The sequence below is a fragment of the Peteryoungia wuzhouensis genome (assembly GCF_003205195.1).
GTDB lineage: Bacteria > Pseudomonadota > Alphaproteobacteria > Rhizobiales > Rhizobiaceae > Allorhizobium > Allorhizobium wuzhouense.
In genome coordinates, this window is record NZ_QJRY01000009.1 from 24940 (window position 1) to 38813 (window position 13874).

Here is a 13874-nt window from a genome sequence, read left to right on the forward strand (position 1 = left end):
GCCCTCCTCAGGCCAATTTGGTGCGGGGATCGAGGGCGTCGCGCAGGCTGTCACCAAGCACGTTGAGCGAGAGCACCGTCAGGACGATGGCGATGCCTGGGGCGAGCGACACGATGGGCCGCGTGTAGAGCAGGGTCTGACCGTCCTGGATGATCGTGCCCCAGCTGGCATCCGGTGCCTGTACGCCGATCGACAGGAAGGAGAGGGAGGATTCGGTGATGATGTTGAGGCCCATCATCAGGGGGATGAAGACGATCAGCATGGTCGTCACATTGGGCAGGATGTCATGCAACAGAATGCGCCAGGAGGGGATGCCGAGGCCGCGGGCGGCGAGCACGAATTCGCTTTCGCGCAGCGACAGGACGCGACCGCGCAAAGGGCGCGCCACATAGGGGACGTAGATGATCCCGATGATGAAAATCGGCAGCAGGAGGCTGTCCGATCCGATCTCGATCGGGCCGATGACGATGCCGTTGGAGATCAGCACGATCGAGAGCGAGATGGCGAGCAGGTAGACCGGGAAGGCCCAGAGGATGTCGAGAATACGCGACAGGATCTTGTCGACCCAGCCACCGAAGAAGCCGGCGGATATGCCGATCAGGGCGGCAAGGACAAGACAGATGACGGTGGCGGAGGCGGCGATGAACAGCGAATTGCGCCCGCCATAGAGAACACGTGCTGCGACGTCACGGCCTTGCGTGTCGGCGCCGAGAAAATACTGCGCACCCCAAGTCGGACCGATGGGCGTGACGCCGAGGCCCAGGCCCTCCGTCGAGGCTTGCATGACCTTGACCCGCTTGCCATCGAGCATGATGCGGCCGCTGAGGTTAGAGCGGAACGGATCGCTACCGGCAACATAGCTGGCATAGAGCGGGGCAGCCAGGCTCGACAACACGATGACGAAAATGACGAAGGCTGCCAGCAGTGTTGGCCGGTCGCGCTTCAGGATACGCCAGGCACGCCGCCACGGACCCGAAGACGGTCGGGTCAGGGGAGCGTCGGCGTGAATGGTTGGAGTTGCGTCGGTCATCTGGTCCCCGTTAGCCCGATTGGTGGTTCGGGTGGCAGAGGACTGCCACCCGTTCGTCCGTCAAAGGGTGTTCACTTCACCCAGGACTGCGAGGCGATCCAGCGGTTCTGCTTGTTGAACAGGTAGTTGCCGAGGCGGGCCGAGGTGAAGTTGACGCTTTTCGGGGTGAACAATGGGGCCATGGGGGCCTGCTCCATGAAGCCCTTGTCGACTTCCGCCCACTTGGCATTGGCGGCATCGGGATCGGTGAGGGCCAGCGTCATCGCTTCCTTCATTTTGGCGTCGAGATCCTTGTTGCAATAGCCCGAGATGTTGATGGAGGAATCGCTGCCGGGGGTGAAGGAGCTGCAGGACAGGAGGACATTGAGGAAGTTCGATGCCGCCGGATAGTCCATATACCACTGGGATATACTGATCTGGACGTTGTTGTTGGTGTTCTGGATATAGGTGAACTGGATGTTGGGCGAGACGGCCTTCATCGAGGCATCATAACCCAGTTCGGAGAGTACGCTCTGGATGTAGGTGCCGATGCCGCGTGCGGTGGCATTATCCTCGGCGATCACAGTGACCTTCTGGCCCTTGGTGCCGGATTCCTCGACCAGCTGCTTGGCCTTTTCCATGTCGGGGCCGACCCATTCCGGGCCGGGCTCGGCGGTGTAGATGCAGTCGTCGACATGGCCGGGGAAGTCGGGCGGCAGGATCTGGCAGGTCGGCTGGGCCAGAACTTCGCCGCCGAACAGGCCGACGAGGGCGTCACGGTCGAGGGCATAGTTCAGGGCCTGGCGGGCCTTGACGTTGTCGAAGGGGGCGATGTTGGTGTTCATCGGCGCATACCAGAAAGCGGCGAGCGGATCGATGTGGATCTGGCTTGCATATTTGGCGCCGATTTCCGGCAGGCGGTCAGCTGGCGGCGTGTCGAACATCCAGTCGATCTGGCCGTTGACGATGGCGTTGATGGTCGCTTCTTCGGTCAGGCCGAACTTGTAGATGATCTCGTCGGCATAGCCGTCCGGCTGGGCGTCGACGCTCCATTCCTTGAAATGCGGGTTGCGTTTCATGACCAGCTGTTCTGTGGGATTATAGCTGTCGAAATAATAGGCGCCGGTGCCGGGGATCGGCGTGGTGCCGGCATCGGCGGCCGGCGCGTCGGCCGGCAGGATCGAGGCGTGCGGGACGGCGAGTTTGGAGAAGATCTCCGAATCCGGCGCGACGAGGTTGATCGTCACGGTGCCGGCCGTATCGTCGGCGATCACGCCGCCTTCGAGCGTGCAGGTTTCGGCTTCCGCAATGCATTTGTCGGCGCCGACGAAGCCGTTGTAGAAGCTGCCGGTGGTCGGGCCCTTGACCTTGAAGATGCGCTGGTAGGATGCCAGCACGTCCGATGGCTTCAGCTCCTTGCCATTGGAGAACATGATGCCCTTGCGGATCTTGAAGACATAGGTCTTGCCATCATTGGTCGGCTGGGGGATCTCTTCAGCGATCGACGGGACGATCTCGAAGCCGTCGGTGCCGCCGGCCTGCTTGAACTTGACGAGGCCGTCATAGGTCATCTGGTAGAGCTGCCAGAACTGGGCGGTGTAGTTGATCATCGGATCGATGGTGCCGGCGGCCGAAACGGCGGCCAGCGTCATGGTGCCGCCGCGGTGCTTGGCCATCAGTTCGGCGCGGTCCTCGGCCAGAGCTGCGCCGGATAGCGCTGTCTGGGCCAGTAGAATGCCGGCGGTCAGGAGACCGGCGCGGCGGGCAAGAGGCTTCAGATAGAGTGTCATGATGCTGTTTCCCTCTGTTTTTGTTTGAACGTCTTCGTCGCATGTGCCCGTTGGCCGGGCTTGTCGTTGGTGTTGGTCAGGGTGCCTTCTCGTCGAGGAAGGCAGAGACTTCGGCCATGCAGGCTTTGCGCTCCTCGACATGCGGCATGTGGCTCGATTGTTCGAAAATCCTCCAGCGCACATCCGGGATTTCGTCAGCATAGGGCTGCACGCAGGCTTCCGTCGCCTCGTCGTAGCGGCCGGAAATCAAAAGGGTGGGAACGTTGATGGTCGAGAGGCGACCGACGATCGACCAGTCCTTCATCGTGCCGATGACGTGGAACTCGTTGGGACCGTTCATGGTGTGATAGACGGTCGGATCTGTGCCGATCGCATCGAATGTGCGCTTCACCTCGTCCGGCATCGGCACGACGCGGCAGACATGGCGCTGGTTGAAGACATCCGTTGCCTCCATGTATTCCGCGCTGTCGGTCGTGCCGGCTTCCTCATGGCGCAGCAGCGTCGCCTGGACGTCGGCGGGCAGGTCGGCACGCAGGCGGTTGGCTTCCGAGATCCAGGTGCTCATCGCAGCCGGTGAATTGGCGATGATCAGCGCCTTCAGGCCGGCGGGACGTTCCACGGCGAATTCCGCGCCGAGCATGCCACCCCAGGACTGGCCGAGCAGGCAATAGCCGCCGCGAATGTCGAGGTGATCGATCAGGTTGTGCAGTTCGGCGCGGAAGAAGGGGACCGTCCAGAAGTCCGCGCCTTTTTCCGGCAGGTGGGTCGATTTGCCGTTGCCGACCTGATCGTAGTGGATGACGGCTCGGCCGGTGGCCGCGACGTCCTTGAAGCTGTCGACATAGTCGTGGGTGCAGCCGGGGCCGCCATGGGCGACGATCAGCGGCGGCTTGCCCGAGGCGAGATCGCCGGTGATCCGGTACCAGGTCTTGTAGTCGCCGTAAGGGGCGAAGCCTTCAGTGATCGACACGCGTGATGCTCCTTTGTGGTCTCATGATTTCTCAGCCGCCAGTCTTTGTGCGGCGGTCGTCGCGGCAGATCGCCTCCGCCGTTTCTTCTGTTGTCATGCCCCAATCCATGGCGATCTTGCGCAGCCGCTTCCAGGCGCCATCCTCGTCGAGCTGTTCGGCCTGCAAAAGCTTGAGGATGGCGCGGACGACGACGGGACGCTGGCGCAGCCTGTCTTCCAGCACGCGGATATCGTCTGCCTGGCTGCGAGCGATCTGGTAGGCGTGGGCGGCGATCAGGATCGCGCTATAGGCCCCGGTCGAGCCGATCGGTTTCAAGAGATGGGCGTTGGAGCCCTGCGCCAGCGCCCATTCGACGCGGCCGGGGGCTTCGGAGCCGATCAGGGCGACCATCGGCATCGGGGCAAAGCCGCGCGGCCAGGGGAACTGGCCGTCATGCCCCATGTCGGCGTCGAAGAAGACGATATCGGCATTGACATGCGAGGCATCGATCTGCGGCCAGACCACCTCAACCGTCATGTGCAGGAGATCCAGCTGGCGGGCGAGCGCCTCGACCGAGGGGTGTTCCCGATGCAAGATGAGGGCGCGCCAGGTGGCAAGGGAGAGGCGACCGGGGCGGCTCATTTGACCACCTTCAGATGACTGCCCTGACGCTGCAAATGGCTGTCGCCATCACCCTGCTTCGGTCGGTGAAAGGCGTGAACCAGATAGGGGTCGGCCTCTACCGGCTCGGCTGCGCTGTGGAAGATGTCAAAATCGCCGCTCGTGTCCGAAACAGCGAGATGCGGGCGAAGGGCGGCATGATGGGTCCGTGGGTGAATGGCGACTGGCCCCATGGGGGTGTCGAAAGATCGTGATGTCACGACGCGGAGAATAGCGTCCGGCGCGTCGGTGGCTGCATCCTTCATCGCCTGCGCCAGGATTGTCACGCTCATATACGTCGCACAGAAAGACGTTGTGATGCGTCGCTCGGCTCCGTAGCGCGCAGCCATCCGGGCTTTGAATTCGCGGTTCTCCGGAATATCCAGCCGGTTGAAATAGGGTGCAGCGGCGATGTGTCCGGCGCGGGCCTCGGGGGTCAGACTGTCCAGCTCCGTTTCCGAAAGGTTGCACCCAACGATGGGTGGCGCTGCGGGGCGATTGCGACGCCACAGGTCGTAGGCCGCGAAGAAGGCTGTGGCTGAGGCGCCGACGAGATTGCTGAGGATGAAATCCGGCCGTTTCTGCTCGATCTCCGTGATCAGGTGATCGACCTCAACCGCGCCGAGCGGAACGAAACGTTCGGAGAGCACCTGTCCGCCCGAGGCCTCGGTGAGTTCGCGCGCGATGCGACTGTTTTCCCAGCCCCAGATATAGTTCGAGCCGACGATGAAGGGCCTGTTGCCGAAGCGCGGCAGGACATGGTCGAAGAGGGGCAGGAGATGCTGGTTGGGGCAGGCGCCCAGATAGATGGCGCTGTCGCTCGCCTCATATCCCTCATAGGGAAAAGCGTACCACAGGAGCGCACCGTTCCGCTCGATGGCCGGCAACACATCCTTGCGGCTCCAGGACGTGATGGTTCCGATGACATGGCGGCAGCCGTGATTGCGGATGGCAGCTTCCGTTCGCAGCGGATAGAATTCGGCACGGCCGGCGGGGTCATCGATCCTTGGCTCAAGCCGAAATGGCAGTGCGCCGTCGGCATTGACTTCAGCGATGGCCGCAAGAGCGCCAGCCAGAGCTTCGCGACCGAGAGCCGCATAGGGTCCGGTGGTGGAGTACAAGATGGAAATGGGATGTGCTTCGCGTGTCCTCATGCGACGCCCCAGGTCTGGCGGTGCGGCCGCAAGACGAATCCCATCAGAACTTCCAATGCCTTCATGGTTGACACCCACGCCTGCTGTGGCCGCGTTCCCGCCCACTGGCTGTCAGAAACGAAAAAGGCCCCGCACCGCGTCTAACGCGGTATCGGGGCCCAATTGCCATCTGGCATCCAATGCCTTTTCGGGGTTCAAGCTAGGATATGGATGTTTTGTGGTCAATCACTTTGTTTGCCCAAATTTTGGGCCAAAGGGCTTTGAACGTCTCAGCTTCCTGCGGAAATCGGATCGGCGTCCACTTCATGCCGGCGGGAAATTCCTGCGACAAGGCGGCAATCACTGTTGTCGCAGAATGCGGCAAAGCAGCTTGGCCAGATCTTCCCGAAACTGCGGGCCGTCGTCCTCGAGATTGGTCAAGGCTGCCGCCACCGTGCTGATAGAGGAGATGAGCGCCACAGATCCGATGGCGAACATCAGCGAGAGCCCTGAGTCCGGCTCGCCCTCCATGTCGGCAAGGAGTCCCATTTTCTGGAGTGACACCAGGATCGTCTGATGCATCGGCTTCAGTAAAGCCTCTGTAATCAGCTCTTTACGATCGTCACTTACATTAGAAATGAGTTCGGTAAGAAGGACCCGTGAGAAGGCCGGAAGCTGGAAGATCAGGTCAACGAGATGGGTGCTGATGAATGGCAGCCTGTGCTCCTGTGGCAGGTCTTCCGCCTGACGCATGAATTCCGCAGCTTGAAGCCTCGAATCGTCACTGACAGAGCGCACGACGGCCTCCCACAGTCCGAATTTGGAGCCGTAGCGATAGGAAATGAGGGCGACATCGACCCCCGCTCGCGTTGCGATCAAACGCAGAGGTGTCTTGTCGAAACCGTGTTCCGCGAAGCTCGTCAGTGCCGCTTCGAGCAGGGTGTCGGTGTCTTGTTCGTCGCCCTTCCTGGGCCGTCCCCGGTTTCGCTCCGCTGAAGTCATATGTGCATACGCCTCTGAATTGACTTAATCGCCATTTGAATACATATATTCAATGCGTGATGAATAAAACTCTTTTCGTCGTCAACCTCACCACCGGAACGTCTCATGGTCAATCAATCCCAACGTCTGCAAGGCGGCAGATTGCGAAGGGTAACGCTGTTCGCCGCCTTTTCCGTTCTCGCGCTTTCCTCCTGCGAGGGTGACAACAAGAAGACCGAGGTTGATGTTCCTCAGGTCACCGTCGAGGTTGCCAAGCTCGACCGGGATGTTCTGCGTGCTGCAGGCACGGGGGAAATCAAGGCGCAGGTCGAAAGTGAGCTGTCTTTCAAGCTCAGTGGCCGGGTGATCGAGCGGCAAGTGGGTGTCGGGGATCGCGTGACCGCCGGTCAGGTGCTCGCGACGCTGGATCCGACGGAACAGCTTGCCGATATCCAATCCGCAGAGGCCGGCGTTTCGGCGCAGGATGCAACGCTGCGCAAAGCCAGCTCCATCCTCAATCGCCGCAAGACACTGATCCAGACCGGCGCGTTGTCGCAGCAGGAAGTGGATAGTGCGCAGCAGGAGTTCCTGTCTGCCCAGAAGGACCTGGATGCAGCCAAGGCCAGACTGGAGACGGCGCAGGAGGCGTTGAAGCAGACTGAGCTTCGAGCAGATGCGGACGGAACTATCACGGCCCGGAATGTTGAAGTGGGGCAAGTAGTGCAGGCGTCTGCCACTGTCTTCACCCTGGCGCATGACGGTGCGCGCGACGCGGTGTTCAACGTGCAGGAAAACGCCCTGAGCACCGGGGCAGAGCCGATCTCGCTCAATGTGAGCCTTCTGTCGCGTCCGGATATCTCGGTGCCGGCCAAGATCCGCGAGGTCAGCCCCACCCTCGATCGCTCGCTCGGAACCGTGCGGGTCAAGCTTTCGGTTGAAAATGCCCCTCCGGAAATGACCCTCGGCGCTGCCATCGTGGCAAGTGTCGTGCTGGCGCAGCAGGACCGCATCTCGATTCCCTGGCAATCGATTTTTTCCAAGGAAGGCAATCCGGCCGTCTGGGTCGTCGATCGTGATGCACTGACGACTGCGCTGAAGCCGGTCAAGATCGAGCGCTACGACGCCGATCGGGTCGTCCTCACGTCCGGCATTGAGCCGGGGGAACTCGTCATCGTCGATGGTGTGCAGTTTCTCCGAGAGAACCAGAAAGTTGCCATTCTGAAAGGAGCGGCTCAATGAGAGCTCCCGCCTTGATTCCACTTCTGCTTCTGGCAGGGGTCCTTTCTTCGTGTTCCGACGACCAGCCGGAAGCCGTTGCGCCGGTACGTCCGGTTCTCTTTGTCGTCGCCGAGCCGAGAGCGGCTGTCGTGTCCGGGTTTACCGGCACGGTTGAAGCCAAATTCAGTACGGACCTCGGATTCCAGGTGCTCGGGCGCATCACGGCCCGGCATGTCCATGTCGGCGACCTTGTTCAGAAGGGGCAGGTTCTCGCCAATCTGGATTTTGCGGCCCTGGAACTCAGCGTGAAACAGGCCGAGGCGGACCTCGCCTCCGCCAACGCCAAACTTGATCTGGCACGTGTTACCGAGCAGAGGCAGAAGACGCTGGTGGCCTCGAATGCCAGCACTCGAGAGCAACTCGAAGAAGCGGTGCAGGCCCGCGAGGCTGCCGAGGCGACTGTTCAGCAACTCGAGGCGAGCCTGGACAAGGTTCGCGAGCAGCTGACCTATGCCACGCTGACGGCAGATACGGACGGCGTTGTTTCCGCTGTTTCAGCAGAGGTCGGTCAGGTCGTTTCGGTGGGAACCCCTGTTGTCACCATTGCCCGTCTCGAAGCGCGCGATGCGGTCGTCGACATTCCGGACCGCTACGGTGCTCTCACCGCCATCGGCACGCCGTTCGAGATCACGCTTCAGGCGAACCCGGCAAAGACGGTACGCGGCACCGTTCGCGAAACGACGCCTCAGGCTGACCCCGCGACGCGCAGCCGGAGAACCAAGATCGCTCTCGAATCCCCTCCGGACAGCTATCGCCTCGGCAGCACCGTCACGGCCTCGCCGATCGCCCGCACGGACGATCACCTGTGGCTTCCGGAAAGTGCCGTCGGCGGTACTGATGGCAAGCCGTTCGTCTGGGTCATCGACGCCACCAAGAGTACCGTTTCCAGGCGCGAGGTCGAGGTGCAGCCATCGCTGGGCGGCGGTTTCGACATCATCAGCGGCATCAATCGCGGCGACCGCATCGTCTCGGCCGGAGTGAACTCGCTCACCGATAACCAGCCCATCCGATTTTCGAATGAGACCCCCCTATGAACAAGTCATTCAATCTTTCCGAATGGGCCCTGCAGCACAAGTCGCTCGTCTGGTATTTCATGATCCTGTCGATGGTGGCCGGCATCATGTCCTACATCAATCTCGGACGTGAGGAGGATCCGGATTTCAGCATCAAGACCATGCTGATCCAGGCCTCGTGGCCTGGTGCCTCCGTCGATGAAATGACGAGCCAGGTCACCGACCGTATCGAGAAGAAGCTGCAGGAACTGGATTCACTCGACTATACCAAGAGCATAAACACGCCGGGTCAGACGACGATCTACGTCAACCTGCTGGAAAACACCAAGGCAGCGGACGTGAAGCCCACATGGGTCAAGGTCCGCAATATGATCAACGACATCGCGCCGACATTGCCGCAGGGCGTCCAAGGTCCGGCCTTCATCGACAGTTTCGGCGATGTCTACGGCAATATCTATGCCTTCACGGCCGATGGCCTCACGCAGCGACAGCTGCGCGACTATCTCGAATCCGCTCGCCAGCAGATCCTCTCCGTGCCCAATGTCGGTAAGGTCGAGATGATCGGGGCGCAGGACGAAGTCGTCTACCTCGATCTTTCGCCCAAGCAGATGGCCGCCTTGGGCATATCTCAGCAAGACATCGTCCAGACGCTGCAGAATCAGAATGCCGTTGTGGCGTCGGGGACGCTGCTGACAAGTTCGGAACGAATCAATCTGCGCGTCTCCGGGCAGTTCGCCTCCGATGAAGCGCTGCGCAACATCAATCTGCGCGTCAACGATCGCTTCTTTCGCCTGAGCGACGTGGCCACCATCACCCGCGGTTACTCCGATCCGGAACAGCCGCTGTTTCGCGTCAATGGGAAACCCGCGATTGGCCTGGCGATCGGCATGAAGCCGGGCGCCAACCTGTTGCGCTTCGGCGAAGCTTTGACGGAAAAGATGGACAAGGTCATCGCGGATCTTCCGATCGGGATCGGTGTTCATCATGTCGCCGATCAGGCCGTCGTTGTCGAGGAAGCCGTCGGCGGATTTACCAAGGCTCTGTTCGAGGCGATCGCCATCGTGCTTGCGGTGAGCTTCATCAGTCTTGGCATGCGGGCCGGTTTTGTCGTCGCCGTCTCCATCCCACTCGTCCTCGCCATCACCTTCGTCTTCATGGAGTATCTCGGGATCTCCCTGCAGCGCATTTCGCTCGGGGCCTTGATCATCGCGCTCGGCCTGCTGGTCGACGATGCCATGATTGCCATCGAGATGATGGTGTCGAAACTGGAGCAAGGGGAACCCTTGCCCAAGGCGGCCACGGCCGTCTGGACGTCGACGGCCTTTCCCATGCTGACCGGGACGCTGGTTACCGTCGCCAGTTTCATTCCTGTGGGCCTGAATGACAGCGCGGCCGGTGAATTTACCTTCACGCTGTTCGTCGTTATCGGCATTTCTCTGATCGTCTCGTGGATCGTTGCGGTACTCTTCGCGCCGCTTCTTGGCATTCTCATTCTGCCAAGCGCCATGAAGAAGCACGCGGAAACCAAGGGCTTCTTCTCGCGTACCTTCAGCGGCCTGCTGAAAGTCTGCATGACCTGGCCGAAACTGACCATTCTGGCGACGGCCGGTCTCTTCGGCCTGTCGCTCTTCGGCATGGGCTTCGTGCAACAGCAGTTCTTCCCGGCTTCCGATCGTCCTGAGCTGATTGTCGACTGGACCGCGCGGCAGAACTACACGCTGGCGCAGACCAAGGCCGAGATGGATGGGTTCGAGGCAAAGCATCTCATCGGCAACGAGGACGTCGACCACTGGACGTCCTATGTCGGCCAGGGGGCGAAGCGTTTCGTTCTCTCCTTCGATGTTCAACCGAATTCGAGCAATTTCGGCCAGATGATCGTCGTGGCGAAAAGTGTGGAGGCGCGTGACCGGCTGATCGCATCGCTGTCTCAGGCTGCCACCGTCGAATATCCGGGTACGGATGTCTTCGTGAAGCAGATGGAACTTGGACCGCCTGTTGGCCGGCCGATCCAGTACCGCGTTGCGGGGCCGGACCCGCAGAAGGTTCGCACCTATGCTGCCGATCTGACCTCGGTTCTCGGCGACAATCCGCGACTTGGGCGCATCGTCTCGGATTGGAATGAGCCGGCGCGCGTTGTGAAGGTCGATCTGTTGCAGGACAAGGCGCGCCAGCTTGGTGTCAGTTCCTCGGATATCGCGACAGCGCTCAACAATGTGACGGGTGGTTCCACCATCACGCAGATCCGAGACAGCATCTATCTTATCGATGTCGTTGGACGTGCTCCGAAGGCCGAGCGGGAGTCGATCGAAACCTTGCGCAACCTGCAACTGCCGGGCAGCAACGGTCAGGCCGTCCCGTTGGCTGCGATTGCAAACTTCCATTATGAGCTGGAGCAACCGGTCGTCTGGCGCCGCGATCGAATGGCGACGATCACACTTCAGGCGGCGATCACCGACGGCTCGCAGCCGGCGACCGTCGACCAACTGTTGAAGCCGTCGATCGACGCCTTCTCGGCGAAGCTGCCGGACGGCTACACTGTTGAGACGGGCGGATCCGTCGAAAGCAGCGCAAAGAGCCAGGCACCGATCGTTGCCGTCGTTCCTCTCATGCTGCTGACCATGACCACGATCCTGATGTTCCAGTTGCAGAGCTTCCAGCGGCTTTTCATGGTGTTCATCGTTGCACCGCTGGGATTGATCGGGGTGGTTGTCGCCCTGCTGTCGAGTGGTGCGCCGCTCGGTTTCGTGGCGATCCTCGGCGTTCTGGCCCTGATCGGGATCCTGATCCGCAACTCGGTCATTCTCGTGGTGGAAATCGACTCATTGCGAAAAGCCGGAAAGGATGCGTGGGAGGCTGTCAGGGAGGCCGCAGAGCACCGGATGCGACCGATCATGCTGACGGCTGCGGCCGCAAGTCTCGCGCTGATTCCGATCTCACGCGAGATCTTCTGGGGGCCTATGGCCTATGCCATGATGGGGGGCATCGTCGTCGGGACCGTGCTGACGCTGCTCTTCCTGCCTGCGCTTTACGTGGTCTGGTTCGGTATCAAACGTCCAGAGACCGAAGAGCCTTCCGAGACCGTCGTGGCCTGACGTGCAAAGCAGCCGCGCCGGCGCGAACTGGCGCAACAGCAAGACAGCAATGGCGGCCGTTTCGTCGGCCGCCATCCGCGTTTGACGGCGAGCAATACGTATTCAGCCCGCCTTTCCGCGAACCTGCCTGTTCGGAATAATCTACTCCGATCTTCAGCGTGGCGGGAAAGATCTGACTGAATTCATGGGGGAATTGATACGAACGCGCTTCCTTGAGCCGGCGTTTTGGTCTTCACTGGCGGCAACCTTCAGGAGGATTTTTTCATGACCTTGCGCATCAACCAGACCGCTCCGAATTTCACCGCCGAGACGACCCAGGGGGCCATCACGTTCCACGACTGGATCGGTGACAGCTGGGCCGTGCTCTTCTCTCATCCGAAGAATTTTACGCCGGTTTGCACCACCGAATTGGGCGCCATGGCGGGCCTCTCGGACGAATTTGCCAAACGAAACGTCAAGGTTATCGGCATTTCGGTCGATCCCGTCGAAAGCCACACCAAGTGGAAGCAGGACATCAAGGTCGCGACCGGTTTCGACGTCGGCTATCCGTTGATTGGTGACAAGGATCTGAAGGTGGCCAAGCTTTACGACATGCTGCCCGACGATGCCGGTGAAACGTCTGAAGGTCGCACTCCGGCCGACAATGCCACGGTGCGGTCGGTCTATGTCATCGGGCCGGACAAGAAGATCAAGCTCATCCTCACCTATCCGATGACCACGGGCCGCAACTTCGACGAGATCCTGCGGACCATCGACTCGATTCAGCTGACCGCCAAGCATCAGGTTGCGACGCCTGCCAACTGGAAGCAGGGTGATGATGTGATCATCACGGCGGCCGTGTCGAACGAGGATGCTCTCGCCCGTTTCGGCGCTTTCGAGACGGTTCTGCCTTACCTGCGCAAGACCAAGCAGCCGGCAGCCTGACTGATTGCTCCCCCGCCCTTGCCGTTCACGGTGGGGGCGGGTGCATCGGCCCAGTGCGTCTATTGGCTGGCGGCAGCCGCTTAACCTTAACGCTAGCCCACCTCCCACCCCGTGTTGCAACACGGGAGCAAGGCGGGCAGTGTGGCCGAGTTAAAGGCTGCAGGACGGCGGATTTATTCGCCCTGGACCGAGATAGGCTCGATGCTCAATTCCAGCGATTTCCATCAGTGCGTCATCATCATGGCGCATCCAGACGACGAGATCCTCTGGGCCAGCTCGGTTCTGGCTGCGGCAAAGAAAGTCGTGCTCTGTTATGGGAACTCTGTCGACGCGGCTGTCAGCCGGGGACGGGAGGCGCTGCTGCGCGACTTTCCAATTCCCTCTGTTGTTAGCCTCAATATTCGAGAATCGCGCAGTTTTCTCACTACCGACTGGGAGCACCCTGTCGAGACGCCGCATGGGATCCTGTGCGGCCGCGACAGAGATTGTTATGCCCGCAACTTCCATCTGATCGCTGCGGCCATCGAAGACCATGTTGCAGACGGCGACGTAGTCGTTACCCACAATCCCTGGGGGGAATATGGGCATGAAGAGCATGTGCAGATCTATCGTGCGGTCTCGGAGCTGAAGAAGACGCGGAACTTCCGGCTTTTCGTCACCGGCTATGCGAGTGATCGGGTGCTTTCCTTCATGGAGATGAATGCACCACGGCTCAGTTCTGCCTTCGCGGTTCTTCCCACTGACAAGGTTCTGGCGGAGACATTGAAGCGCCACTATCAGAAGCACGACAGTTGGACCTGGGACGACGGTTACGAATGGCCGGAACAGGAGCTGTTCTACGAGATCACATCCGTCGACGCGCCCCTCCGGCCTGCACGGGGCATCATGGCCTCTCACCCGGTGAACATGCTGTGGATCGACGGGCGCCTTCCGCTCTGGCATCGCCTGTTACGTCGCCTGAAGCGGCAATTCGTTGTGGGGCTTGAGGCGGCTTTGCGTCGAGCGCGGCGCACACGCTGAAAGCTAACGGTCTCGACTATGGGG

The 13874-nt window shown here is 60.8% G+C and carries 11 protein-coding genes; 5 read left to right on the plus strand and 6 right to left on the minus strand.

The window, feature by feature from the left end:
• Nucleotides 1-7 precede the first annotated feature (7 nt).
• The 6 genes from DMY87_RS21145 to DMY87_RS21170 all read right to left on the minus strand — a co-directional run bounded on the left by DMY87_RS21145 (nt 8) and on the right by DMY87_RS21170 (nt 6544).
• Nucleotides 8-1030 (minus strand): ABC transporter permease, encoded by a 1023-nt coding sequence (locus tag DMY87_RS21145; protein ID WP_110793623.1) that lies wholly within the window; start codon nt 1028-1030, stop codon nt 8-10.
• Nucleotides 1031-1101: 71 nt separating this feature from the next.
• Nucleotides 1102-2799 (minus strand): ABC transporter substrate-binding protein, encoded by a 1698-nt coding sequence (locus tag DMY87_RS21150; RefSeq protein WP_110793624.1) that lies wholly within the window; start codon nt 2797-2799, stop codon nt 1102-1104.
• A 76-nt stretch (nt 2800-2875) separates the two neighbouring features.
• Complete coding sequence (locus DMY87_RS21155) at nt 2876-3769, minus strand: proline iminopeptidase-family hydrolase (RefSeq protein ID WP_110793625.1); 894 nt, start codon at nt 3767-3769, stop codon at nt 2876-2878.
• A 31-nt stretch (nt 3770-3800) separates the two neighbouring features.
• A complete protein-coding gene (locus DMY87_RS21160) occupies nt 3801-4391 on the minus strand; it encodes an ANTAR domain-containing response regulator (protein ID WP_110793626.1) in 591 nt (196 codons plus the stop codon).
• Complete coding sequence (locus DMY87_RS21165) at nt 4388-5563, minus strand: transporter substrate-binding protein (RefSeq protein WP_110793627.1); 1176 nt, start codon at nt 5561-5563, stop codon at nt 4388-4390. Before DMY87_RS21165 ends, DMY87_RS21160 begins: the two co-directional genes overlap by 4 nt.
• Nucleotides 5564-5902: 339 nt before the next feature.
• Nucleotides 5903-6544, minus strand: coding sequence for a TetR/AcrR family transcriptional regulator (locus tag DMY87_RS21170; protein WP_110793628.1), 642 nt, complete (start codon nt 6542-6544; stop codon nt 5903-5905).
• A 105-nt stretch (nt 6545-6649) separates the two neighbouring features.
• On the opposite strand from DMY87_RS21170, the gene DMY87_RS21175 reads away from it, so the two are divergent.
• The 5 genes from DMY87_RS21175 to DMY87_RS21195 all read left to right on the plus strand — a co-directional run bounded on the left by DMY87_RS21175 (nt 6650) and on the right by DMY87_RS21195 (nt 13850).
• A complete protein-coding gene (locus DMY87_RS21175; protein WP_110793629.1) occupies nt 6650-7762 on the plus strand; it encodes an efflux RND transporter periplasmic adaptor subunit in 1113 nt (370 codons plus the stop codon).
• Nucleotides 7759-8835 (plus strand): efflux RND transporter periplasmic adaptor subunit, encoded by a 1077-nt coding sequence (locus DMY87_RS21180; RefSeq protein ID WP_110793630.1) that lies wholly within the window; start codon nt 7759-7761, stop codon nt 8833-8835. The genes DMY87_RS21175 and DMY87_RS21180 overlap by 4 nt, the downstream gene beginning before the upstream one ends.
• Entirely contained in the window at nt 8832-11906 is a 3075-nt protein-coding gene (locus tag DMY87_RS21185) for an efflux RND transporter permease subunit (protein WP_110793631.1), read from the plus strand. The genes DMY87_RS21180 and DMY87_RS21185 overlap by 4 nt, the downstream gene beginning before the upstream one ends.
• A 264-nt stretch (nt 11907-12170) precedes the next feature.
• Complete coding sequence (locus DMY87_RS21190; RefSeq protein WP_110793704.1) at nt 12171-12830, plus strand: peroxiredoxin; 660 nt, start codon at nt 12171-12173, stop codon at nt 12828-12830.
• A 201-nt stretch (nt 12831-13031) separates the two neighbouring features.
• The gene (locus DMY87_RS21195) at nt 13032-13850 is read left to right on the plus strand and encodes a PIG-L family deacetylase (RefSeq protein WP_110793632.1); all 819 of its coding nucleotides are present in this window, start codon (nt 13032-13034) and stop codon (nt 13848-13850) included.
• Nucleotides 13851-13874: the final 24 nt, after the last annotated feature.

What these genes read in the sequence shown, in the direction of transcription:
- DMY87_RS21145 (WP_110793623.1), bottom strand. Translation starts at nt 1,030, where the DNA reads ATGACCGACGCAACTCCAACCATTCACGCCGACGCTCCCCTGACCCGA.
- DMY87_RS21150 (WP_110793624.1), bottom strand. Translation starts at nt 2,799, where the DNA reads ATGACACTCTATCTGAAGCCTCTTGCCCGCCGCGCCGGTCTCCTGACC.
- DMY87_RS21160 (WP_110793626.1), bottom strand. Translation starts at nt 4,391, where the DNA reads ATGAGCCGCCCCGGTCGCCTCTCCCTTGCCACCTGGCGCGCCCTCATC.
- DMY87_RS21165 (WP_110793627.1), bottom strand. Translation starts at nt 5,563, where the DNA reads ATGAGGACACGCGAAGCACATCCCATTTCCATCTTGTACTCCACCACC.
- DMY87_RS21170 (WP_110793628.1), bottom strand. Translation starts at nt 6,544, where the DNA reads ATGACTTCAGCGGAGCGAAACCGGGGACGGCCCAGGAAGGGCGACGAA.
- DMY87_RS21175 (WP_110793629.1), top strand. Translation starts at nt 6,650, where the DNA reads ATGGTCAATCAATCCCAACGTCTGCAAGGCGGCAGATTGCGAAGGGTA.
- DMY87_RS21180 (WP_110793630.1), top strand. Translation starts at nt 7,759, where the DNA reads ATGAGAGCTCCCGCCTTGATTCCACTTCTGCTTCTGGCAGGGGTCCTT.
- DMY87_RS21185 (WP_110793631.1), top strand. Translation starts at nt 8,832, where the DNA reads ATGAACAAGTCATTCAATCTTTCCGAATGGGCCCTGCAGCACAAGTCG.
- DMY87_RS21190 (WP_110793704.1), top strand. Translation starts at nt 12,171, where the DNA reads ATGACCTTGCGCATCAACCAGACCGCTCCGAATTTCACCGCCGAGACG.
- DMY87_RS21195 (WP_110793632.1), top strand. Translation starts at nt 13,032, where the DNA reads ATGCTCAATTCCAGCGATTTCCATCAGTGCGTCATCATCATGGCGCAT.